The sequence below is a fragment of the Ktedonobacter robiniae genome (genome assembly GCF_016587375.1).
In the GTDB taxonomy this organism is placed as follows: Bacteria; Chloroflexota; Ktedonobacteria; order Ktedonobacterales; family Ktedonobacteraceae; genus Ktedonobacter; species Ktedonobacter robiniae.
Genome location: NZ_BNJG01000001.1, coordinates 1,198,213 through 1,221,690 on the forward strand (window position 1 = coordinate 1,198,213; position 23,478 = coordinate 1,221,690).

Annotated in this window: 16 protein-coding genes and 1 pseudogene; 10 read left to right on the forward strand and 7 right to left on the reverse strand. The window is 53.7% G+C overall.

The genetic code is table 11. The features are described 5' to 3' along the window. Positions 1-89 precede the first annotated feature (89 nt). From JMJ04_RS04915 to JMJ04_RS04925, 3 genes are all read right to left on the reverse strand, one after another. Complete coding sequence (locus JMJ04_RS04915; protein WP_201369429.1) at positions 90-1,121, reverse strand: GAF domain-containing protein; 1,032 nt, start codon at positions 1,119-1,121, stop codon at positions 90-92. 222 nt (positions 1,122-1,343) lie between these two features. Further along, positions 1,344-3,092: an AMP-binding protein gene (locus JMJ04_RS04920; RefSeq protein ID WP_236037917.1), complete on the reverse strand. Its 1,749-nt coding sequence runs from the start codon at positions 3,090-3,092 to the stop codon at positions 1,344-1,346. Positions 3,093-3,334: 242 nt separating this feature from the next. Beyond that, on the reverse strand, positions 3,335-4,570 hold the full coding sequence (locus tag JMJ04_RS04925; RefSeq protein WP_201369430.1) for an ATP-binding response regulator: 1,236 nt from the start codon (positions 4,568-4,570) through the stop codon (positions 3,335-3,337). Positions 4,571-5,319: 749 nt separating this feature from the next. Between JMJ04_RS04925 and pdhA the strand changes: the two genes are divergently transcribed. The 5 genes from pdhA (at position 5,320) to JMJ04_RS04950 (ending at position 10,145) form a co-directional block, all read left to right on the forward strand. Continuing rightward, complete coding sequence (gene pdhA / locus JMJ04_RS04930; RefSeq protein WP_201369431.1) at positions 5,320-6,375, forward strand: pyruvate dehydrogenase (acetyl-transferring) E1 component subunit alpha; 1,056 nt, start codon at positions 5,320-5,322, stop codon at positions 6,373-6,375. Between the two features lie 24 nt (positions 6,376-6,399). After that, on the forward strand, positions 6,400-7,392 hold the full coding sequence (locus tag JMJ04_RS04935; protein WP_201369432.1) for an alpha-ketoacid dehydrogenase subunit beta: 993 nt from the start codon (positions 6,400-6,402) through the stop codon (positions 7,390-7,392). 6 nt (positions 7,393-7,398) lie between these two features. Further along, complete coding sequence (locus JMJ04_RS04940) at positions 7,399-8,712, forward strand: dihydrolipoamide acetyltransferase family protein (RefSeq protein WP_201369433.1); 1,314 nt, start codon at positions 7,399-7,401, stop codon at positions 8,710-8,712. A gap of 221 nt (positions 8,713-8,933) precedes the next feature. Then, positions 8,934-9,389, forward strand: a complete 456-nt coding sequence (locus tag JMJ04_RS04945; RefSeq protein WP_201369434.1) for a phage holin, LLH family — start codon at positions 8,934-8,936, stop codon at positions 9,387-9,389. Positions 9,390-9,545: 156 nt separating this feature from the next. Next, positions 9,546-10,145 carry a DUF4870 domain-containing protein gene (locus JMJ04_RS04950; RefSeq protein WP_201369435.1) on the forward strand — a complete coding sequence of 200 codons (600 nt, stop codon included), beginning with the start codon at positions 9,546-9,548 and terminating at the stop codon, positions 10,143-10,145. A gap of 271 nt (positions 10,146-10,416) precedes the next feature. Here JMJ04_RS04950 and JMJ04_RS04955 read toward each other — a convergent pair whose 3' ends face one another. The 3 genes from JMJ04_RS04955 to JMJ04_RS04965 form a co-directional block, all read right to left on the reverse strand. Continuing rightward, the gene (locus JMJ04_RS04955) at positions 10,417-11,946 is read right to left on the reverse strand and encodes a protein kinase domain-containing protein (RefSeq protein WP_201369436.1); all 1,530 of its coding nucleotides are present in this window, start codon (positions 11,944-11,946) and stop codon (positions 10,417-10,419) included. A gap of 460 nt (positions 11,947-12,406) precedes the next feature. Then, positions 12,407-13,900 (reverse strand): aldehyde dehydrogenase family protein, encoded by a 1,494-nt coding sequence (locus tag JMJ04_RS04960; protein WP_201369437.1) that lies wholly within the window; start codon positions 13,898-13,900, stop codon positions 12,407-12,409. A 77-nt stretch (positions 13,901-13,977) separates the two neighbouring features. Beyond that, entirely contained in the window at positions 13,978-15,057 is a 1,080-nt protein-coding gene (locus JMJ04_RS04965; protein ID WP_201369438.1) for a phosphotransferase family protein, read from the reverse strand. 498 nt (positions 15,058-15,555) lie between these two features. On the opposite strand from JMJ04_RS04965, the gene JMJ04_RS04970 reads away from it, so the two are divergent. The 4 genes from JMJ04_RS04970 (at position 15,556) to JMJ04_RS04985 (ending at position 21,155) form a co-directional block, all read left to right on the forward strand. Next, on the forward strand, positions 15,556-17,805 hold the full coding sequence (locus tag JMJ04_RS04970) for a S53 family peptidase (protein ID WP_201369439.1): 2,250 nt from the start codon (positions 15,556-15,558) through the stop codon (positions 17,803-17,805). 215 nt (positions 17,806-18,020) lie between these two features. Further along, a complete protein-coding gene (locus tag JMJ04_RS04975) occupies positions 18,021-19,139 on the forward strand; it encodes an NADH:flavin oxidoreductase/NADH oxidase (RefSeq protein ID WP_201369440.1) in 1,119 nt (372 codons plus the stop codon). A 122-nt stretch (positions 19,140-19,261) separates the two neighbouring features. Further along, positions 19,262-20,089: an AAC(3) family N-acetyltransferase gene (locus JMJ04_RS04980; protein ID WP_307811642.1), complete on the forward strand. Its 828-nt coding sequence runs from the start codon at positions 19,262-19,264 to the stop codon at positions 20,087-20,089. Between the two features lie 67 nt (positions 20,090-20,156). Then, on the forward strand, positions 20,157-21,155 hold the full coding sequence (locus JMJ04_RS04985; protein WP_201369441.1) for a D-2-hydroxyacid dehydrogenase: 999 nt from the start codon (positions 20,157-20,159) through the stop codon (positions 21,153-21,155). A gap of 63 nt (positions 21,156-21,218) precedes the next feature. Here JMJ04_RS04985 and JMJ04_RS04990 read toward each other — a convergent pair whose 3' ends face one another. Continuing rightward, the gene (locus tag JMJ04_RS04990; RefSeq protein ID WP_201369442.1) at positions 21,219-23,195 is read right to left on the reverse strand and encodes a hypothetical protein; all 1,977 of its coding nucleotides are present in this window, start codon (positions 23,193-23,195) and stop codon (positions 21,219-21,221) included. A 172-nt stretch (positions 23,196-23,367) separates the two neighbouring features. On the opposite strand from JMJ04_RS04990, the pseudogene JMJ04_RS48585 reads away from it, so the two are divergent. After that, positions 23,368-23,457 (forward strand): annotated as a pseudogene (locus JMJ04_RS48585) (sulfite oxidase-like oxidoreductase); the annotation flags it as partial. Positions 23,458-23,478: the final 21 nt, after the last annotated feature.

Here is a 23,478-nt window from a genome sequence, read left to right on the forward strand (position 1 = left end):
GCGCTCACGTTGGGGAGTAGTGTGAAGAATGCTGGTAGCCGCAGGATTACCAGCATTCTTCACACTACTCCCCAAAAATGATTTGCTCGCTATTCAACCTGGAGAGGATGATATCCATCTTGCATCATATTGAGATCTACCGCCAACGCAAAGAGTTCTTGCTCAAGTTGGCTCCAGACGAGTGCCTCCGCTTTCCGTATATCCAGGTTCTCACCGCTACGCATGCTGGTCAGCATCACCTCGGCGACCCGCTGGCGGAAATTGAAGAGCACCTTCTCCTGATCGCTTGAGTGCGGCATAATTTGCAGGCTAATCTGCTCTAGTGGATAAAACTCTTCATAGTCGAAGACCAACGAGAGTAGTTCGGCATACTGTTCTATCAGCTTAAGTCGGGAAGGTAGAAAATAGTTGGGGACAGCGCTTGAGACCAGGAAGCATCCAGCCACCTTTGACTCGCGGTAGATAGGATAGGCAGCCGCGCTCTTCTCCAGTTGGTCCCAATGCACAGGGCGCACCCCCTGCTGCTCCTTAGAACGATTCTGCAACACACTGGATTGGCAGGTCCCTACTACATAGCCTGAAAGCGATTCCATACCCAGAAAAATAGCATGCGGCTCCAGATTTGCGGGCCAGGGAGAATTCCCAAACCCTATACGTTCACGCAGGCTACACACCTTGCCATTTTGAGACGGTGGCATACACTGAATAAGGATCACGGCCATGCCTTGCTTTTGTGAATCCAGCTGGTCAAGGGCGTGACGTAGAATCAAGTTTGTGATACTCCAGGAGCGCTGTATGTACGGCATAATGGTATATATATTGAAAACCTGTGCATACAATGCTGAAGAAATAAGATCCTGTTCCTCCCCTTGCTTACTCAATTCTAAGCCCAAAGAAAAATCGGGGAATTCGACTACAATGAGTTCTTGCAATTCGGCGCGATATTGCGGCAATACAGAAAGCAGGCGACGCAGATGCTGGTAACGTGGATTTGAGGCATTGCCTGCCCAGCGCCCCAGAGTTACAACATTGACACCCAACAAACCCGCAATCCGCTGTCGCTCCTGCATATCTTGAATGATACTGCCAAGTAGTTCACGCCAAGAGGTATATTTCTCCACGTTCCTACCTTAAATCAGAGCTTTTGTAGCTACATTTTTATCATTATATCTTTCAAAATAATAACAGTCTTCGCACTATTACGTCAATTGCTTGTGTTGCTTTTGCCGTTTTTTTAACAAGATTCTAATATGCGCTTGCTCGCATGAAGAAGAGAAAGATGTTGCATTTACACTTTTGCATAAATACAACATCTTTCTCTGAAAAAGTTGGCGTGTGTGTGCTTATGCAGTCTCGATAGAGGCGACTCCCTGTAGACCTAGTTCAGCGATGGCCTGCTGGCGCATTAAGTACTTCTGAATTTTACCGGAGATGGTCATAGGGTAGGCATCGACAAACTTAATATAGCGCGGGATCTTGTAGTGCGCGATCTTTCCCAGGCAGAAGGCACGCAGATCCTCTTGACTGACGGACTCGCCCGGCTTTAGCTTAACCCAGGCCGCGATCTCTTCGCCATAGCGCTCATCGGGAACCCCAATGACCTGCACATCACTGACCTGGGGATGGGTATACAAGAATTCCTCGATCTCACGGGGATAGATGTTCTCCCCTCCCCGAATGATCATATCTTTGATGCGTCCGACGATATTAATATAGCCCTCTTCATCCATCGTTGCCAGGTCACCTGTATGCATCCAGCGCGCCTGGTCAATGGCAGCCTGCGTCGCCTCGGGATTGTCCCAGTAGCCCAGCATAACGCTATAGCCGCGCGTACACAATTCTCCTGGTATGCTCTGAGGCACGATCTGGCCGCTTTCAGGATTGATGATCTTAATTTCGAGATGCGGATGAATCTGGCCCACTGTGGCGACGCGCTTCTCAAATGGCGAATCGAGCCTGCTCTGCACCGAAACGGGTGCCGTTTCTGTCATGCCGTAGCAGATCTCTACCTGTGACATATGCATGCGGTTAATCACGTTGCGCATGATTTCAATGGGGCAGGGAGAGCCAGCCATGACTCCAGTCCGCAGGCTAGCCAGGTCAAAGGTATGAAAATCTGGATGCTCCAATTCAGCGATAAACATAGTTGGCACGCCATAAAGTGCCGTGCACTGCTCCTCTTGCACAGCCTGTAATACGGCCAGGGGATCAAAGCTCTCGGAGGGGTAGACCATAGTTGCGCCATGCGTCACGCAACCCAGGTTACCCATAACCATACCAAAGCAATGATAGAGCGGCACAGGAATACATAGTTTGTCTTCATGGGTAAAATTTTGCAGACGAGCTACAAAATAGCCATTATTGAGAATGTTGTGATGGCTTAGCGTCGCCCCCTTGGGGAAACCGGTCGTACCACTGGTATATTGCACATTGATCGGATCATCAAATTCAAGCGTGCGCTGACGAGCGTGCAGCTGATCAATACCAACCTGCTCAGCTCGCTTGAGCAGCACCTCCCAACTGAACATTCCCTCAGTTGCGTCTTTTCCCATACAGATAACTGTATGTAGCGCTGGTAACCAGGCTGATTGCAACGCCCCTAGCTCACAGCTCGCAAGCTCAGGGGCAAGCGCCGTAACCATTTCAGGATAGTTTGAACTCTTGAACGCGGGGGAAATAACCAGCACGTTACAACCCGATTGCTTAAGCGCATACTCCAGTTCATGCAGGCGATAGGCTGGATTAATATTGACGAGGATAGCGCCAATTTTGGCGGTTGCGAACTGGGTCACACACCATTCGGCACGGTTGAGCGACCAGATGCCGACGCGGTCTCCCTTTTCAATTCCCAGGCTCATCAGACCCCTGGCACAGCGCTCCACCTGCTCATGCAATTCGCGATACGTCCAGCGTATCTGCTGAGCACGCGCAATCAACGCCAGGTGATCCGGATAGCTGGCAACTGTCTGGTCAAACATATCGCCAATGGTGAGCCCCAAGAGGGGAATATCACTGATGCCACTGGTATAGCTCCACTTTTGCACGGCCTCCTCAGACGTTGCCTGGGAGACTGCTGTCTTACTCTCCGTCATGGCTTGCTCCTCTTAATACAACCGTTACGAATCAGGATCTCATCTTCATGAGATAACTGCCAATGCTATATCTTCATCATGTGTACAGAGAATTAGTAAAAATCCTGAAAATTGCCATCTCTGTCCCTACAAGCCTTCTTGTTGCGATATTAGCTAAAGATTAACTCATGACGCATAAAAATACAACTCTACACAAAAGAGGGATGGACAACGTTGCCCACCCCTCTTTTGTGTATCTCTTCCTAATGAGTGAGCGTCCAGGTGGCCAGGGTGTGTTGTGCTAAATTCTCTGAATTTTGATCGGTCGCTTCCTGATCAATAGAGATCGGCAGGATCACGGTAAAGGTGCTTCCCTGTCCGAGCGCGCTCTCTACATCCAGGCGCCCACTGTGTCGCTCTACAATTTTGCGCGCGATATACAGGCCCAGACCCAGGCCGGTTTGCTCACCTGACTGCACCTCGATCCCTGGCGCGCGATAGAATTGCTCAAAGATATGCTGTTGCTCCTCCTGAGGAATGCCCACGCCCTGGTCCTCCACCTGGATCCACGCCTCATAGCCAACCTGCTGTAAACGTATTGTGATAGTGCTGGGACTGATCGAATATTTGCGTGCGTTGGAGAGCAGGTTGATGAGGACCTGGCAGATACGCTCGGCATCAATCTCTGCTTCAACCATTTCAGCAACGATCTCACTTGTGACGTCAGGCCCTGCACCGGCTGTATATTCGCTCAGCACACGCTGGCAGTGTTGCACCAGGTTACAGCGTTTGCGATGAAGCACAAACATATTGGTATCCATCATGGAAGTATCCAGCAAGTCCTGTACCAGCACTTCGGTGCGGTCGATTGCGTGTGACATATCCTCCAATCCCTGCTTAAAGACCTGCTTGTTGACCTCTTCATCCAGTTGTTTGTAGAGGAACTGTGTCATCCCCTTCAGACCTGAGAGAGGAGCCTTCAGCTCATGGGAGACGATACGGAGAAACTTGTCTTTGAGTTCATTGGCGTTCACCAGTTCACTGGTGCGTTTCTGCACCTGCCATTCAAGCGAGCGGGCATGTTGTGAGAGAGCAATATGCTGTTCAAGCACCTGGCGGCGCAATTGATAGGCTTGAATGGCACGTTGGAGCGCCGCGACAAAGGAATCTCGATCAATTGGCTTGAGGATATAGTCATAGGCCCCACCACGCAAGGCGCGTATGGCCAGGTCATACTCGCCATGGCCTGTGATAAGCAGTGTGGGGGTCTCAGGGCGCAGCTCTTGAATACGCGCCAGGAGTTCCAGGCCATCCATCCCCGGCATCTTAATATCGCTTATAATAGCATCGTAATCATGCTCTCGAATCATAGCAAGGCCACGTTCGGCGGAATCGCATGTATCAACGTGAATATCGCCCATGCGCAGATACAGGGTTTGTGGCAAAGCGCGCAAGAGGGCGGTATCATCGTCAACGATGAGAATAGAAGGCGTTGTCATGTCTTTTGGCTCCTCCCAACCCCAGATTTTAAGGAAATTCTATAGAAGTTGCTTCTGGTACGAGAGCACCAACCACGATGGATTCAAGGCGAGAGTTTTCTCCCATACACCATAGTGAGTGATCTATTCTCATTCATCTGGCACTCCTCTTTCCCTTCCCACACAAAATACGACGAAAGTAGAGAGAAAAAGCAACTGCCAATAACTTTCTTAAAAACACTATTTAATCCGATTGGCACAATGGAAAGAGGGAGGAAAGAAACGCCACCACCAGGTGGGATCGCGAGCGTCCCATAGTACTTCCCTAGTACTCCTGGTATGTGCTGGTATCTCTGGAGAGAGCGGACAGAAGGGCAGAAGAAGCTCAACTGAGCGAGCGCTAGCTCATATTCCTTGCTCTTCAGGCAAAAAATCTTAAATTCTACCCTCACGTATAGACATAACCATGCATATCTTTTGTATAATAATCCTTGGATTGTCATCGGATAGATACGTTACAACCAGTTAGCATGGAGGCGCACAATCAGTTGAACGTTGAGCATACTTTCTTCGTATGCGAAAACCAACGCCACTACCGTGGCTAGCGCTTGCGCGCTCAGGTTTTCGGATAGGCACTTTCTAGGAATTTTCCAGATAGCACACCGCCATGTTTTCCACATGTAGCCATTTCTTGTGCTACCTATCTGGCTGTTTGAAATATAGCGCCTCCCACGTTACAATCATGTAAAAAAAAGAAACCAGGAGCCGTCATGAACACGGAACAGAAAAAGCGGTCGAAGGCCTCTGAGCTTGCTGACAGTAGCAGACCAGACACCGCGATCATCGCGAACGAAGACAAGGACACCTTACTCAAGTATTACTATGAGATGGTGCTCATCCGCCGCTTCGAAGAGAAATCGGGCGAAATGTACAACAAAGCCCGTATTGGCGGTTATTGTCACCTGAATCTGGGCGAGGAAGCCACCGTCGTCGGCTTCTGCCACGGTCTTGGTCCAGAAGACTACATCTATGCCAACTATCGCGAGCATGGATATGCCCTCAGCCGTGGCATCTCCGCGAAAGCGGTTATGGCCGAGCTATTTGGAAAGTCTACAGGCATCACCAAGGGTCGTGGCGGTTCAATGCACCTTTTCGATATCAATAGTCGCTTTATGGGTGGCTATGGCATCGTGGGTGGGCAGGTGCCCCTGGCGGTGGGTGCCGCTTATGCTATCAAATATCGCGAGGGCAAGGAGGTCGTCGCCTGTCAGATGGGCGATGGCGCGACCAATGGTGGTCCCTTCTATGAGTCACTCAACCTGGCTAAGATTTACCAGTTGCCCGTTATCTTCTTCGTCGTCAATAACCAATATGGCATGGGCACACGTGTGGAGGCTGGTTCAGCCGTCGCTGAACTGCATCGAAAAGGCAACGCCTTCGATATGAACAATATCCGCGTCGATGGCAACGATGTCCTCGCGGTACGCGACGCCATGCGTTCGGCCGTTAAGCTGGCGCGTGAGAAAAGCGAGCCGACCCTGATCGAGGCGGTCAGCTTCCGCTTCCGTGGGCACTCAGTTGTTGATCCTGACCGCTATCGCGACAGAGACGAGGTTCAGCGCTTGCGCGGTATCAATGATCCTATCGCCAAATATACCGCACGCCTCAAGGATGCGAGTCTGCTAGATGACACCAGGATCAACGAGATTGCCGAGCAGGTTGAGCGGGAGGTTGAAGAGGCTGTTAACTTCGCGGAAGAGAGTCCCTTCCCCTCGCTAGATACGCTCTATGATTATATCTACGCTGATGACACAGCCGCTCACTAAGGTTCAGGGAAGGGATTGTATTCCATGGCAGAGATGACATTTAGACAGACTCTTCATGACACCTTGCGCGACGAAATGCTGCGCGACAAGGATGTCTTCTTACTTGGAGAAGAGATTGGAATCTTTGAAGGCTCCTACAAGATTACCGCGGGCTTGCTCAAAGAGTTTGGTTCCAAGCGTGTGCTCGATACACCTATCGCCGAGAATGGCTTTGTAGGTATGGCCGTTGGTGCTGCTATGCTTGGCCTGCGCCCGGTCGTCGAGATCATGACCATCAACTTTATCCTGCTCGCCATTGACGAGATCGTCAACCACGCGGCCAAGATTCACTATATGTTTGGCGGCCAGACGGCTGTGCCAATGGTCATTCGTACCCCCGGTGGTGGTGGTCAGCAGCTCTCGGCAACCCACTCCCAGAATCTCGAAGTCTGGTTCGCACATGTACCAGGCCTCAAGGTCGTCGCGCCTTCGACGCCTGAAGATGCGCGTGGCTTGCTGCGCACCTCCATCCGCGACAACAACCCGGTCCTCTTCCTGGAGAACCTGGCGCTGTACAATACCAAAGGCAATGTTCCTGAGGGCGACTATACTGTCCCCTTCGGTAAGGCTCGCATCGCTAAAGAGGGGCATGACCTGACCGTCATCAGCTACTCACGCATGGCCTCTATCGCGGTTGAAGTCGCCACCCGCATGGAGCAGGAGAGCGGCCTGAGCATCGAGGTCGTTGACCTGCGCTCACTACGCCCCCTGGATACCGAAACCATTGTCAAATCGGTGCAGAAGACCAATCGTGCCGTTATCTTTGAGGAGGACTGGCGCACCTATGGCGTTGGAGCCGAAATCGCTGCTACGCTTCAGGAAGAGGCGTTCGACTACCTGGATGCTCCTATCAAGCGTGTCGCCAGCATTGAGGTTCCCCTCCCCTATTCCAAACCCCTCGAACTGGCCGCGCTCACAGGAGCGAAACAGTTGATCGAGGCCATCAACGAACTCGCACCTCGCCGCAAAAGGAGATAAGATACCATGCCCGACGTAAGCATGCCCCGACTCAGTGATACCATGCAGGAAGGTACCATTACCCGCTGGCTCAAAAAGCCCGGTGATGAGATCAAACGGGGCGATATCATCGCCGAAGTCGAGACCGACAAGGCCAATATGGAGATCGAGGCCTACGACAACGGCATTCTCGAACAAATTCTCACCAAGGAGGGCGAGGTTGCCCCCATCGGTCAAACCATCGCTGTCATCGGCACGGGCGCGGGTGCAAGCAAAGGCGCAACAACCAGCGTAGCCGCGAGTGCGGAGAGCAAAGTGGCTGCGAGCGCCAATGGGGCCAGCGCGCCTCAACAGGAAAGCAAACCGGAAGTCGTCGTGACTTCAACTGCGTCTACCAGCGAGGTGTCTACTACGGCTGAGGGTCGCATCAAAGCCTCTCCCCTGGCACGCCGCATCGCTGAAGAGCATGGTATTGACCTGGGTCAGATCAAGGGCACAGGTCCCAGCGGGCGCATCGTGCGTGATGACCTGGAGGATTACCTCTCCCAGCAGCGCGCGACGACCCCAGTGGCCTCGGTAGCGGCTCCTGCTCAGCCAACCCAGGCGGCTCCGCAATTCCAGGCGCCAGCCTTTGCCCAGGCAGCAATTCCTGAGGATTCTGAGGTCGTAACCATCTCGTCTGTGCAGAAGAGGATCGCCAATCGCCTGCTTGAATCCAAGCAGTTTGTGCCCCACTTCTATGTCAGCAACGAGATTGATATGACCGATGCCCTGGCACTACGCCAGGTGCTCAATAGTGCGGCTGGCGAAGAGGGCACCAAGGTCAGCGTCAATGACCTGATCATTAAGGCCTGTGCCCTGGCACTGGAGAAATTCCCTGATGTCAATGGCTCATATCGCGATGGGCAGTTCATTCGCCATAAGCACATCAATATCGGCGTAGCTGTCGATGTACCCAATGCCCTTGTCGTCCCCGTGATCAAGGATGCCAATATTAAGGGGGTACGCACAATCGCCCGCGAGGTGCGCGAGCTGATCCAGAAGGCACGCAATAATAAGCTCTCGGTCGCGGACCTGAGCGGTGGCACCTTCTCAATCTCGAACCTGGGTATGATGGACGTCAGCAGTTTCTCGGCGATTATCAATCCACCTGAAGCCGCGATCCTGGCTGTGGCCTCCACGCGCAAGACGTTTGTTCCTGTCGACGGGCAACCCGTTATTCGCGATATCATGCCACTCACACTCTCAGCCGATCATCGTATTCTCTACGGCGCAATGGTCGCGCGCTTCCTCCAGGAAGTCAAACGGCTCTTGCAGAATCCCTATGCCCTGCTCGGCTAAGATCTTATTCCGAAACCCAACGTCACTTATGTGACTAGCGCTTCCCCCATTCGGGGACAGGCGCGCTCAGGGTGTTCGGAGAAGAAGTAATCTACAAAAAAAAGAAGGCGCTGGCGCGTTGCCAGCGCCTTCTTTTTTACTCAAACTCTATCACCAAAAATACTGTAGGATGAGCGTTTCTATAGTGGAACGATGTTTTTAGTTGACAGGAGGTTTCACCCATGAAAGATGCAAATTTGTATCAACTTTTAATCGTCCTCTTGCCCATCGTTTTACCACCACTCATCTCGGTGTCCAGCGTGCTCTACAAAAAGCTTGTACAAAATCTGCCCAACCAGCGTCGCTCAATGGTCGAGCTAGTCGTCAACTCGGTAGTCGCGGCTATCGAGCAGACCGCCAACGATGTGACGACCAGCGCGGACAAAAAGCAGGCGGCGGTGACTCTGGTACAGCAGGTGCTGAAAGAGCTACACATCCCGGCCTCGCCCACAACCATCTCGGTCATGATCGAAGCGGCAGTATATGCGCTAAAGCAAGTGCCAACCACATCTACGCCCGGTAACAATGGCTATACGCAGGCGTCTAGTGGACAGCCCTATGATCAGAATACGCCCACCCCTCAATACGCTCAGTATCCACAGAGGAACTATGCTCCAGGATATCAACAGGCATACTAACATTCTATATTGTCAGAAGGAAGGGAGGGAGAGCGGTCTGGGGCGAACGCCCCAAACCGCTCTCCCTCCCTTCCTTCTGACAATATAACCTTTTTTTGCCTGTAGCGTACTATATGGTATAAGCATCCTTGCATAATGAATAAAGAGGAAGACTTCATGGGCACACCATCAAATCAAGATCCTAATTCCTATGGGGGCTATAGTGGCTCCACGCCGCCTTCACAACCGCCATATAATCCTGACGATCCCTATGGAGCAACATTACAATCACCGCCCTCTGGTGGCTATGAGCAAAGCTATGGGGGTCAGCAGCAGCAGCAACAACAGCAATATCAGAGTTCGACCTCCTACCAGCCACCCCGTAGCGCGGTTGAACGCCAGCAGGCTTATGGTCAAACATCGACAGGTATGAGCGCCCGCAAGGCCGCCATCTGGAGCTATGCATTGGGACCCCTGAGCGGCATCTACTTTCTCTTTCGCGAGCGCCAGAATCGTTTTGTGCGCTTCTCAGCGGCGCAGTCCACGCTCTTCTCGCTGGCAGTCCTTGCATTCATTGTAATCCTCGGCTTGCTTAAGTCTCTCCCCGTTCTCGGCTTTATTATTGGACTTTTTGGGTGCGTGTTCAACATTGTCGTTGTGGCGCTGGTCCTCGTCTGGATCTTTCTGATGCTTCAGGCATGGCGTGGAGTCAAATTCAAGATTCCCTATATCGGGGATTTTGCCGAGCGCCTCTCAGGCACACGCGGACAACCCTAACGCGCGACGACGCTACAAAAGTACGCGTCTACATATCATGGTACGACATGATATGTAGACGCGTACTTTTGTAGCGTCGTCGCGCGTCTTTTTGTTGCTCTCTACACTCAGACACAATAGTTGCGAAATGCCTCGGCGAAATGTAATACCGATGCAAAACGCTCTTCAGGCCGTTTGGCTAGCGCCTTGAGCAAAACCATATTTACGGATGTCGATAAAGCGGCATTGTACGAGCTTGGGGGCTGAGGCGGCATGTTGAGATGCATATGCTTCATCGTCTGCTCAGCGGCTTTCTGGAAGGGGGACGGCCCGTCAATAGCTCATACATCATGGCGGCCAGTCCATACTGATCCGAGGCAGGCAGGACCCGGCCCGACCAGCGCTCAGGAGCCACATAGAGATAGGCATCCTGAGAATGCGAGAAGAACGAGCCATCCTGTGTCACGGCAAAATCTCCGAGCAAGAGATGGAGGTCGCTCAGCGTCTTCCCTTTCTTTTGTATCAATAAATTGGAAAACTTAAAGTTCTGATAGATCACGTTATTCTCGTGTGCAAACTGTAAGGCCTCCGCCAGTTGCATAAGGACTGGGGCCACGTCGCGTGGTGTAAAGAGCTTATTCTTCCGCTCTCGTATCCACTCATTCAGCGAGCCTTCAGAACACAATGGCATGGTTTTGAAGATAAAAGGAACGCCGCTGATATAGGACTTTCCCGTATTCAAAACCGGCAGGATGTGCGCGTGCTTCACCGATTCCAGCAAGCGAAATTCTAGTTGAAAGATATTATCCTCTTCCAATGTCCTATCCATAAGCGCGTAGGGAATAGCATCGGTTGGATAGGCTTTCAGGGCGATATCGCTCTCACGCATACGATCATAAGTACGATACACATGTTTACTAAGCGGGATATTCACACGATAGCGCCCCAGTTCCTGACCTTCTAATGAGGGCAGTTGAAGTTCAGGGGCCCGTTTGGCAGGAGAGGGCGTTTGCTCACGTGGCCAGCCCGTATTCCCGGTTTTCAAGGCGCCGCCAGTATTCCCAGTTTTCAAGACAGTATCGGTATTAGTTGGCGAGGCTGGATAGGATTGAGAAGGGAAATCACGCTGAGGAACCTGAGTTATTGGCGCTTCCCTGCCAGGTCCAGGTAGTATAGAGGGTGACTGGTAGGGAGGCACTTGCCTCTCAGCGGGAGTCTGTGTCTTACGCTCATTGCCATCCGACCAGGAGGTGCTAAAAGGCGAGAAAGGTCGAGAAATTGGTGCCTGCGGCGCAGGGGTCGTGGGTGTAGAGGCGGGAGCGTCTGGGTAGTTCAGAGGCGGTAACGTATAGGAAGGCGGGTTTGTTGTAGGCTGTGTATTCCTCTGCATACCCGCCTCCGGCCAGTTTAAAGAAGGCTTGTTAGTGGTAACATCACGTGCTTGAGAGAGCAAACGAATAATCACGACATGCTGCTGCTTCGTCTGGGTCAGAAGGCGTTGCAGAAAGAAGCGGTCATTTGTTTCTGCATGGCCAAGCACAACAGCAAATGGCAGGATAGTCCCCTGTAAAATAAGCGTAAAAGCATCTAAAGCACTGGTCGTCACCATCGACGGATACCCACTCGTTGCAAGAAGATGCTTGATGTAGCGTGAACGATTCTCATTCGGGTCAATAATGAGAACATGTTGTGGACGCATTGACATCCCGGTCGCGGTCTGTCCCTGCTTCTCAGCTTGCTGCAAAATATTCAAAAGCGGGACGCGAATGTACTCAGGTTGCTCAAACGAAAATGGTAGTTCATACCTGTCAACGTTCACCATAACACCAGCTCCTAAATCTGCGGTGACTCACAAAAAAACATGCTTTCCCCCATCCCTAGAGTACTACAAAATCCCCTCTATGAAAAGAGCTTTTATACGCTGTTTTAGCTATAAAATAACTAATTTTAATAATTTCTTTATACGCCAATGTAATAACCTATGCCTTCTGGTGTGGCTTCGCAAGAGCACTGAATATATTTTCATTTACACAAATATCCGAAATTGCATCTTTTGTTAGCATATGTAATCATCAAAAACCGTTTTTGCTATACCATGCTATTCTTGTTTTTAACGAATCGGTACAGCCCAGCCATTTAAGGGATAGGAACATACAAAATTTAAGATGGACCAAAACTGTATCCGCTAAAAATGAACGCGGGCACGTTCTATTTGTCAGGTAAACGATAGAGTAAGGGACCGGGGGATTGTTAAGAGGGCCTTACTCTATCGTAGCACCTTCTTAGCGCAGGCCCATCCAGACGGTTTTTGTTTGTGTATACGCGTCCAGGACCGCGTGCCCCATCTCTCGGCCATACCCACTTTGTTTATACCCTCCAAAGGGGGCTGCGGCATCGAACATATTATAGGTATTAACCCAGACCACACCCGCCTTCAGGGTCGATGCCATTTTGTGCGCGATCTTCACATCGCTTGTCCAGACGCCTGCCGCCAGACCATATATGGAGGCGTTGGCACGCACCGCCACCTCTTCGACGTTCTCAAAGGGGAGCGCCACCACTACGGGACCAAAAATCTCTTCGCGCGCGATACGCATCTCGTCCTGCACATCATCAAAAACGGTTGGACGCATAAAGTAACCCGCCAGGTCCTGTGTGGCTACCCGCTCGCCACCGGTCACGACGCTGGCCCCCTCGTGCTTGCCGCTCTCGACATAGCCCAGCACACGCTCCAACTGTTCCTGCGACACCAGCGGTCCCAGATCGCTTGCCGGATCGATGCCCGCGCCAATCTTCATTTTCTGCGCATACTCGGCCAAGCCACTTACCACCTGCTCATAGACCGATTGATGCACAAAGAGACGGCTGCCAGCGGTGCAGACCTGGCCCTGGTTAAAGAAGATAGCGTTCATCGCTCCCCGCACAGCATATTTGAGATCGGCATCGGGGAAGATAATGTTCGGCGACTTGCCACCCAACTCCAGCGTGACCTTCTTCAGGTTGCCCGCGCTTGCCTGGACAATCTTGCGGCCAACCTCGGTCGAACCTGTAAAGGCAATCTTATCGACATCGGGGTGCGCCGCCAGGGCCGCGCCAGCCGTTTCGCCAAAGCCGGGAACAATATTGACAACACCATCGGGGAAGCCAGCCTCACAGATAAGCTCGCCCAGGCGCAGGGCCGTGAGTGGTGTCTGTTCCGCCGGTTTGAGCACAACCGTGTTGCCACAGGCCAGGGCAGGAGCAAGCTTCCAGGAGGCCATCTGGAGCGGGAAGTTCCAGGGGATGATCTGTCCCACCACGCCCAGGGGTTCGCGCAAGGTATAGGTAAACATATTGGGAATGGAGACCGGGATGGTCTCGCCCTCCAGTTTGGAGGCCCAGCCCGCGAAGTAGCGGAAGTGGTCGACTGTCAGGGGGACATCCCCACCCTTCGCGTATTTGATCGGCTTGCCGTTATCAAGCGTCTCCAGCGCGGCAAACTCTTCGGCATGCGCCTCCAGCAGGTCGGCCAGCTTCCAGAGCAAGCGCCCCCGCTGCGAGGGCGTCATCTTCGGCCAGGGACCACTCTCGAAGGCTTTACGGGCCGCGGCGACCGCGCGATTGATGTCTTCGCTCTCCCCCTCGGCGACCTGCGCCAGTACCTCTGTCGTGGCTGGATTTATGGTGGCAAAGGTCTTGCCACTGGTGGACTCAACCCATTGTCCGCCAATGAGCATCTTCACTGGCTGCTGGCGCAGAAACGTACTTTGAACCGAATTTGCGGTGTTTGTCGTCATCAGTGTGAACCTCTCTGTTCCTCATGAATAATGATAAACATCCTATGTCAGACCATTAACAACGTGACAATGAATCTCTAATTTAGTTGTCCTTGTTGAGATACAGCGTAGGCGTGCTGAATAAGAGTATAAACACGCTTGCCAAATCCAGCGAAGCGCGCGTCCTGTGTCTGACCTCGCTTCCAGCGAACATAGATTTGTTGCAAGATAACGGCCAGCTTAAAGTAGGCGAACGTCATATAGAAATGCATATCGCTGAGATCACGACCACTCTTGCGCGCGTAGAGCTCAAGAAACTCATTTCGCTCATAGAAACCCGGCAGGACCGTCACTGTAGGAAGAATGCTGCGCAATTCGGGGGGATCGCTCGGACGCACCCAGTAGCTGAGCGAGATGGCCAGGTCGAAGAGGGGATCGCCCAGCGTCGCCATCTCCCAGTCCAGAACCGCCGCCGGGCGCGCCGGGTCATCCTCGGCGAAGAGCATGTTATTCAACTTGAAATCATTATGAATCAAGCTGGCGGCGGGGCTGGTTGGGATGTGCGTATTGAGCCAGCGCAACAATGGCTCAACCTTAGGGATCTCGTCGGTCTGCGCGCGTTGATATCGCTCGATCCAGCTCTTGACCTGCCGCTCTAGAAAACCTAGCGGATAGCCAAAGTGCTCCAGGCCCGCCTGCTGCCAATCTATGGCGTGGACCTCCACCAGCGTCTCCACAACCGCCTGCGAGAGACGCCGACCCAGTTCCTCTGTGGCCTCGATACCGGGAGGTAGGGCACTATCCAGAACAAGCCCTTGCCTGCGCTCCATGACATAGAAGGGCGCGCCCAGAACCGACGGATCATCACAGAAGCAGTAGGGCCTGGGAGCAAGGGGAAAGACGGGATGGATCTGGCGTAAGAGTCCAGACTCACGACCCATATCATGCGCCTTTGGGGGAACAGGTCCTAGAGGTGGGCGTCGCAAGACGCCCTCCCAGGTACCCATCTTCAGCAAGTACGTCAAATTGGAGGCCCCGGATGGAAACTGGCGTACCTCCAGTGATCCTTCAGGCTGAGCGCGCACCTCGGCTATCTGCGCGCGTAAATAGTCTTCTACTACGTGAGGATCAAAGGCCTCGCCGCTGCGTACAGCAATCGTGTCCTTTTCTATATTCACACACAACCTCCCTGTAACATTGCAATCTCCGCTTGCTTGTCCAAAGCCTCTTCGCTCCAGACAATCTATGCCATAGCATATCACACAGGCGTGGCGACCTGGCCTACGCACCTCCAATCGCCCCTTTTACATCACCTTCATTCTGTTCAGCAAACGGGCAGGCCAAATTTACACGTATAGGACCATTATCTTACATCTTCACCTGCCTCAGTAAAGATTTCTCAACCCTAAATGGTACTTTTCTATCTGTTTATTTAAAATGCATGGAATATCAACATGTTTCACTATAAGCTTTGTCCTAAAGGCTGCTACACAAGTAGTACGCGAACAGCATTCAGCCACGACATGTTCTCGTGAACGCCTTTTTGCTTGCTATCTATTACTCCTTATGCGAAAATCAACCCCCATTCGGGGGCGCAGCGCCCGCTCTCGCGGCTAGCGCTCAGGTTTTCGATGAGGCACTTGTGGAAAGCAAGGCATTGTATCAAAGGAGCTTACATGCAAGTTTCAAAACGTACATGGTCTCTCCCCCTGGCACTGCTCGCCCTGGTTCTCCTCATTGGGGCGATTATAGTGGCCCAGGTGGTGGGGAACCATCTCGCGGCCTCGGCGAGTGGCCCCTACCAGGGGCGCCTGGCTGGTCAGCGCTACAAATTGCTGGGGCATATCGCACCGGCCATGAAGAGATATACTCCCATGCACGCCTCCAATGGGCAGCAAGAGATGCGCCTGGCGGTCTCGCTCAATTTGCGCAACCAGGCCCAGTTGGACGCCTTGCTCGCCGCGCAGAACAATCCCCAATCCGCGCTCTATCACCACTACCTGACCCCGCAGGATTTTATGCGTCGCTTCGCGCCAACGCAAGAGGATGTAGAGCGAGTCTCGGCATATTTGCGCAGCAATGGATTGCAAATTGCCAATGTATCTACAAACAGGCAAATCATCAATGTACGTGGATCGATGGACAACGTAGAGAAGGCGTTCAGCGTCTCCATCTCGGATTACAATATCGATGGCCGCGTCGCCTATGCACCTCTCAATGATCCCTCGGTGCCAGCAGACATGGCAGGTATGATCTCCAATGTAGCAGGGCTGGAGAGCGTGGCACGCTATCACCACCATGCCCAGTTGCAGCCCAATCCTAAGAAACCGCGCCAGGGTTCCCAGGGCGGCTTTACTCCGACTGACCTGCGCACGGCCTATGATGTGAACCCATTGCTCCAGGCAGGCAACAACGGGACCAATCAAACGGTCGCCCTCTTTGAGCTGGATGGGTACACTCCTACTGACGTTAATACATACCTACAGCAGTATAACCTGGGCGCCCCTCGCTACTCCAATGTCCTGGTCGATGGCGCGACCAATACAGCGGGGCAAGGCGCAATCGAGGTTGAACTCGATATGGAGGTGGTCTCGGCCATCGCTCCTGGCGCCAACCAGAAAATCTACATCGGCCCTAATAGTAACGCTGGGGTCATCGATACTTATAATAAGATTGTTACCGATAATACCGCCAAAGTGGTCAGTATCAGTTGGGGCCTCTGTGAGACAAGCTCAGGCAATTCTATGCTTGACAGCTTGAGCAACATCTTTAAGCAGGGTGCAGCTCAGGGGCAGGCCTTTTTCGCGGCCTCGGGTGATTCAGGGGCCTATGATTGCAACGACAATCAACTAGCGGTAGACTCCCCGGCAAGCGATCCTAATGTCGTAGGCGTCGGTGGTACCGCCCTCCAGGTAGACGCGAATGGGGCCTACCAGAGCGAGTCAGTCTGGAGCAATCCCAACGCTCAGGGACGTGGCCCGAAGGGTGTTGGTGGTGGTGGCGGCATCAGCAACCACTTTACTCGTCCCGCCTATCAGAATGGCGTACAGAAGAACGCCAATCGCACAGTTCCAGATGTCTCTGCCGATGCCGATCCCAATACTGGCTACTCCGTGTTTGTCACCGGGCAATGGGGAGTCGTTGGAGGCACCAGCGCGGCAGCTCCGCTCTGGGCTGGCATCGTCACGGACGTCAACCAGTCTCTCCAGGGACAGAATAAACCCACACTAGGCAGTGCCCACACCGCGCTCTATAGCCTCTTTACGGCGCAGCAGGCCCTGCCTCCCTACCATGACATCACAACTGGCAATAACCTGCATTATCAAGCTACCCAGGGCTATGACCTTGCCAGCGGCATGGGAACGCCCGATGCCGGAAATATCGCCCAGGACTTGGCCAATGGCAACACTGGCGGCGGGGGAGGTACCGGCGGCGGCGGGGGTACTGGCGGCACCACAACACCACTCCTGAATAACGGTGACTTTGAAAAGGGTCAGACCAGCTGGCAGGAGAGTTCCACAGGGGGCTTTCAGCTCATCGATAGTACACAAGTGCATGGTGGGAGTGCCAGTGGCTACCTCTGTGGCTACAACAACTGTACCGACCAGCTTTCCCAGACCATCACGCTTCCAGGCAACATCAAGAGTATGACGCTGAGCTTCTGGCTTAGTAGTGCCACACGCGAGAGCGCGGGCTGCAATGATACACTGACCGCCCAGATCAGTGATGTCAGGGGACAGATCATTACCAAAGTCACCACCAGTTGTAGCGCCAACAGCGACTGGCAACAGATCAGCAGGGATGTCAGCAAGGCCCTGCTTCCCTTTAAGGGCCAGCAGGTGCAGATCGTCTGGAAAAGCCAGGGCAACGCCAGCGCCCCGAGCGCCTTTTTCATCGACGATGCGGCCTTCACTGTCTCATCCTAGCATATTCCACCACTTCCTCCGTGGACTGAATGTGCCTTCCTGTACTACACGGAAGCCTCTCCCCTGATAGGGGAGAGGCTTCTTTTCATAGGCAGGGAATAACCATTGGCAACTTCTCTGTTTGTATTCATGAGTAATTTACTCTAAACAAACCATGCAAGCTCGTTTTCTCTACTCGCTTCACATAGATTTGCTGTCAAGGAGTTGTTGTATCTATGCATATAGCTGAAGAAGCTACGCTAACGCCTGGTCAAGAGAGCAGCATTCCCCCCCTTTTCCGTCCCCTTCAGCTTCGTGGCATCACGCTACGCAACCGTGTCATGGTCGCGCCTATGTGCCAGTACTCGGCTGAAGATGGCTTCGCCAATGACTGGCACCTCGTCAACCTGGGCAGCTTTGCCGTTGGTGGGGCCGCGCTGGTCATGACGGAGGCGGCCGCGGTCGAGGCGCGGGGACGTATCTCGCCCCAGGATCTGGGTATTTATCGCGACGAGCATATCGCGCCCCTGGCACGCATTACCCGCTTTATCAAAGAGCAGGGAGCCTCGCCGGCAATCCAGTTAGCTCACGCTGGGAGAAAAGCCTCGACATATAGGCCCTGGAGTGGAAGCGGGGAGCTGGCCTCAGAAGATGGTCGCTGGCAAACCATCGGCCCCAGCGAGGTACGCTTCTCAGAGAACTATCCCCTCCCCCAGGAGCTGACACACGAAGAGATCCAGCAGGTCGTCACCAGCTTCAAGATCGCGGCCAAGCGGGCCTTAAAAGCGGGATTTGAGATCGTCGAGATCCACGGTGCTCATGGCTATCTTACCCACGAGTTCCTCTCGCCTCTCTCCAATAAGCGCACAGATGAGTATGGTGGCTCGCTAGAGAACCGCATGCGCTTCCTGCTGGAGGTCACCGATGCCATACGCCAGGTCTGGTCCGAGCACCTGCCCCTGCTCGTACGTCTCTCCGCCAGCGACTGGACCGAGGGTGGGCTCACCATTGAGGAGACGGTTGAGGTTTCCAGGGCGCTCAAAGTGCATGGTGTCGACTTAGTCGACGTCTCCTCTGGCGGCAATGCTCTGGCAAAAATTCCGCTCAAGCCAGGCTACCAGGTCCCCTTCGCCGAGCAGGTACGGCGCGAAGCTGGCGTTCCCACCGCCGCCGTTGGCTTAATTACAGAGGCTACACATGCCAATGAGATTGTAGCCAGCGGAGAGGCGGATGTGATTGCCCTGGCGCGTGAGTTGCTGCGCGATCCCCACTGGCCGCTGCGCGCCGCGCATGAGCTGGGCCATGATATCGCCTGGCCTCGCCAGTATGAGCGTGCCAAGCTCCCCCTCAAATAGCCTGTGGGTCATAGAAATGGATGATGAAGGCGATTGCGGACCATGCCTGCAATCGCCTTCATCATCCATTTCTATGTATAATACCAAGCAGAGAGACGCAACAATGCAAAGGATATTTTCTCGTGAGCGAACACACAATGGTTCAAGAGACACCCGAGCCACGCACGCGCCAGAGCCTGGCGCACGATCTGCGCCAGCTAGGTGTACAACCAGGCATGACACTTCTGGTCCATTCCTCCCTTAGCTCGCTTGGCTGGGTCTGTGGCGGGGCTGTGGCTGTCGTACAGGCCTTGATGGACGTCCTGACTGGCGAGGGGACGCTGATCATGCCCACCCAGAGCGGAGACCTCTCCGATCCGACCCACTGGCAACGCCCACCCGTACCTCGCGAATGGTGGCCAATCATTCAGGAGACGATGCCTGCCTATGACCCACATCTTACTCCGACGCGCGGGATGGGCGCGATCGTAGAGGTCTTTCGCGCTCACCCTGACACGCTGCGTAGCGCGCACCCCAATGTCTCCTTCGCGGCCTGGGGCAAGCACGCGGAACGTATCATCGCGCATCACAGCCTGGATTACGGCTTGGGCGAGGGCTCTCCGCTGGCTCGCATGTACGAGTTGGATGGCTCCATCCTACTCCTGGGTGTAGGCTATGATAGTTGCACAGCGCTACACCTGGCCGAGTATCGCGCCCCCGGAGGGAGTGAGATCGAGCGGGCCGCACCCATTATTGAAAATGGCCAGCGGGTCTGGAAAACCTATCGAGATATTGATATCGACTCCGACATCTTTCCCGAACTGGGAGCGGATTTTGAGCGTTCAAGAGCTGCTATCATTGGTCAGGTTGGCTCGGCCACGTGCCGCCTCCTGCGCCAACGCCCTCTCGTCAATTTCGGCGTCGAATGGCTCACCCACCGGCGCCAGGCAAACATCTCTACCGCCAAATAGCTCTAAAACATATGCAGATGTAGGATCCATGCTGGCATGGACCCTTAAAAATTAAGGATGGTATTATATGACAGCTTATCCCCCGATTGTTAGCCGCTTTGGCTTTAGTCAGGCCTCATTGGAGAAGTTACGCGCTGCGGCGCAGACCGATATTCACGTCATAGAGGATAGAGAAGAGTTTAACCGGAGCGTTAAAGAGGCCGAAATTATCTGCGGCTTCCTGCCAAAAAACTGGCGCGAGCTGGCTCCAAAGCTTCGCTGGCTCCAGTCGCCTGCCGCGGGCATCGATAGCCTGCGCGAGAACAGCATTCTCGCCCCTGACAGTGGCGTTATCGTCACCACTGGCTCGGGTATTCATGTCACGAACATCAGCGAGTATGTCTTTGGCAGCATGATCATGTTTAATCGAGCCTGGCCTCAACTGGTCGATATGCAGAGGCGGCATGCCTGGCCGCGCAATATAGAACAGTATTTTCCCGAGACCTACCAGGTGCCTTTCCGTGAGCGTGAACTACATGGGCAGACACTCGCCATCATCGGCATGGGCAATATTGGGCGTCGCATCGCTCAGGTCGCGCGCGCCTTTGGCATGCGAGTACTGGCAACCCGCCACTCGGCCAAAGATGGAGAGCAAGACCCCGATGTCGATCAGCTCTTCCCCCAGAGCCGCATGCTTGAGGTATTGCAGCAGAGTGACTATATCGTCATCGCCGTTCCCCTTACTCGGAACACAGAGAAACTGATCGGCGAGCGCGAGCTACGCGCCATGCAGGCTCATGCCTACCTGATCAACATCGCCCGTGGCAAAGTCATTGATGAGGAAGTCTTGCTGCGCGCGCTCCAGGAGGGCTGGATCGCTGGCGCGGGCCTGGATGTTACCGCCACAGAACCCCTGCCCGCCGAAAGCCCACTCTACGATCTCCCCAATGTGATTCTAACCCCGCATATCTCTGGCGCCACCGAGCATTATGAGGCTCGCCTGGCCGATCTCTTCGCCAATAATCTGCGTCGTTACCGCGCTGGTCAGCCACTGCGCAACGTCTACGAGCACCAGCGAGGCTATTAGTAGCATAATGGGTCCTGGTAGCCACAGGCTGCCAGGACCCATTATGCTACCTGCCCGGTAGGCTTACTTCTTAGGTGACGTCGTTGATGTTGGGGTTAATACCGGCGTTGGGCTGGAAGTCGGAGCCGAGGTAGGCCCGCTCTGCCCCAGGTTAATGCTGGTATCGTCAAAGGTCTTGAAGTTTACTACCTGGTTATCTGTCTTCTCAAATGTTCCAGTGATCGTGTCACCGGGCTGGACCAGCGGTAGCTTTGGCGAAAGCGAGAGGTTAGCGGTAAAGATATACGGCTGCCCCTCAAGCTGGATATAGTACACGGTATTACTTCCCTGCTGCACCGCCGAAGCGCGCAAGACCTTGCCCGTGACCGCCTGTGTCTGGCCCGTGGCGGGCACATTGCCTCCACCACCAGACTGTGTCAACCACTGCTGGTAGTCCTGCAAAGCCTGCGAGAGCGAGGTATCAAACTGAACATTGCTTCCGTTCAGGTTCCTGGCATCGACGATACCTACCGCCTGAAAGATCGCGCCCGTGGTCTGTGATCCCACACTGCTACTACCACTATTCGAGGTATCACTGGTAGAAGGGCCAGTATCCTGCACATAGATCGCGACCCAGGTGGGCCTGTCATAGATCTGGTATAACTGCACGCTTGCCACGCTATAGTTGCGAATGTTGGAGCGCGTCGACTGGAAGGTCTTAATGACGTTATCACCTATGCCAACGCCCTGTAAGGGATAGAAGGTTGCCTGATTCTTATGCGTGTCAAAGAGGAAGACACCCGTGCTCGAATTATCGCTACTTGAAGACGAGGTCATTGGCACAAGCCAGACGGGACTATCCACTCTATTGTAGAGTAACTCAGGATCGCCCGCAGTCACCTGCTGACCGGCGCCCGATGGGTTAAACCAGGGCGCGGCATGATAGCGTCCCCACCAGGAGAGGTACTGCTGTACGGTATCGGAGGGCATGACCCGGTCCACCCAGGCTGGAACCTTGTTGGGGGCATACTTCGTAATCACCCCGGTATGCGCATCCACCAGGAGCACCTCGGAGAGGACATCACCCACATAGCCACGAATAGGCTGCATCAACGAGACCGTCCAGTACGGGTGATAGTTATCGTCCAGCTCCAACGTCGGATCGACCAGCTTGCCATAAGTATAGCCATTCAAGTAGACATGGCGCAGGAGATCCTGGTTCAGCAACGCGCCAGGCAGGTAGGCCAGCGAGGTACCCGACTGGACCTGCTCGGTGTACAGCTTAGGTACGGCCTGGGGATTCTCGGCGTCCACGACGACAAAGCCGGGCGTCCGCGGATTCGAGAGATTTACAAAGATGTTATTGTAGCTCAACGGAGCCACATAGTAGAGGTGGCCCTTGATGGACTGAAGCGTATAGCTATCTGCATCAATGCCGTAAGCGGACCCCAGGTTCTGCCCATTTGAGCCCAGCACCTGCTGCCCTTTATAAGCCGCGACACTCTTGCTCGCCAGCACGATATGGTTCTGATCAGTTGGCGGTAGCTTATCGCTGGCCTGCATCGTGACCTGGGGAATCGCCGCCAGGGCCTTCGTATTGACATCAAACCAGGTTGTAAAAATGGTGATGAGCGCGGGCGCGGCGATACCAATAACGCCAACCACCACCAGGCCTAGAATGCCCGCCGCGATGGTGCCACGCGAGACACCACGAGTCGCGGCCCGCCCAATAGAGGATTGCTGAAAATTGATGCGCACACCACCCGCAGCACTCGACGCGGCCTCCATCACCGGGGCAGCAAAAGTAAAGAGGTTACCCAGGCTACTCAAAAACAGGGGCCAGAGCACCCATTGCCAGCCCCAGAAGGGACCCGTCAAGGCCGGGAGCGAGAAGTACAGGATCAAGAGGCTCAATAAGAAATTAAAGATAGTATACCCAAGGAACCAGCGCGTAAACTTGCCGCGCTCGAACCGCTCGCGCCGGCCAAACACCAGGCGCCCAAGCGTTAAAATCACCATCACGATGACCGTACCAATAAGCGCCAGCAGGAAGATGACCATAATTAGTTCTCCTAATAAAGAGGATATTTGCTAACGTAGCAAAAAATCTCTCTCAAATCTCTCTCTATATACGTGCTATGCTATGTGTAAGGTGCAAATAGCTTCCACTATTTCAAACGAATAATCAAGCCTTTGCCCCAACAGCTTTGCGGTTGCTCAATAAATCTTGATACTGGAGTTTATGGAGCAGGACCGCCCTGGCTTCTGGGAAGTGCGTGGCTATCACAATCATGCCGATCCCTGGGAAGAGGAGCGCTACTGATTACCAGTAGCAGATGAGAGA

What these genes read in the sequence shown, in the direction of transcription:
- JMJ04_RS04940 (WP_201369433.1), top strand. Translation starts at nt 7,399, where the DNA reads ATGCCCGACGTAAGCATGCCCCGACTCAGTGATACCATGCAGGAAGGT.
- JMJ04_RS04920 (WP_236037917.1), bottom strand. Translation starts at nt 3,092, where the DNA reads ATGACGGAGAGTAAGACAGCAGTCTCCCAGGCAACGTCTGAGGAGGCC.
- JMJ04_RS04945 (WP_201369434.1), top strand. Translation starts at nt 8,934, where the DNA reads ATGAAAGATGCAAATTTGTATCAACTTTTAATCGTCCTCTTGCCCATC.
- JMJ04_RS04985 (WP_201369441.1), top strand. Translation starts at nt 20,157, where the DNA reads ATGACAGCTTATCCCCCGATTGTTAGCCGCTTTGGCTTTAGTCAGGCC.
- JMJ04_RS04935 (WP_201369432.1), top strand. Translation starts at nt 6,400, where the DNA reads ATGGCAGAGATGACATTTAGACAGACTCTTCATGACACCTTGCGCGAC.
- JMJ04_RS04925 (WP_201369430.1), bottom strand. Translation starts at nt 4,570, where the DNA reads ATGACAACGCCTTCTATTCTCATCGTTGACGATGATACCGCCCTCTTG.
- JMJ04_RS04975 (WP_201369440.1), top strand. Translation starts at nt 18,021, where the DNA reads ATGCATATAGCTGAAGAAGCTACGCTAACGCCTGGTCAAGAGAGCAGC.
- JMJ04_RS04955 (WP_201369436.1), bottom strand. Translation starts at nt 11,946, where the DNA reads ATGGTGAACGTTGACAGGTATGAACTACCATTTTCGTTTGAGCAACCT.
- JMJ04_RS04950 (WP_201369435.1), top strand. Translation starts at nt 9,546, where the DNA reads ATGGGCACACCATCAAATCAAGATCCTAATTCCTATGGGGGCTATAGT.
- JMJ04_RS04960 (WP_201369437.1), bottom strand. Translation starts at nt 13,900, where the DNA reads ATGACGACAAACACCGCAAATTCGGTTCAAAGTACGTTTCTGCGCCAG.
- JMJ04_RS04990 (WP_201369442.1), bottom strand. Translation starts at nt 23,195, where the DNA reads ATGGTCATCTTCCTGCTGGCGCTTATTGGTACGGTCATCGTGATGGTG.
- JMJ04_RS04970 (WP_201369439.1), top strand. Translation starts at nt 15,556, where the DNA reads ATGCAAGTTTCAAAACGTACATGGTCTCTCCCCCTGGCACTGCTCGCC.
- pdhA (WP_201369431.1), top strand. Translation starts at nt 5,320, where the DNA reads ATGAACACGGAACAGAAAAAGCGGTCGAAGGCCTCTGAGCTTGCTGAC.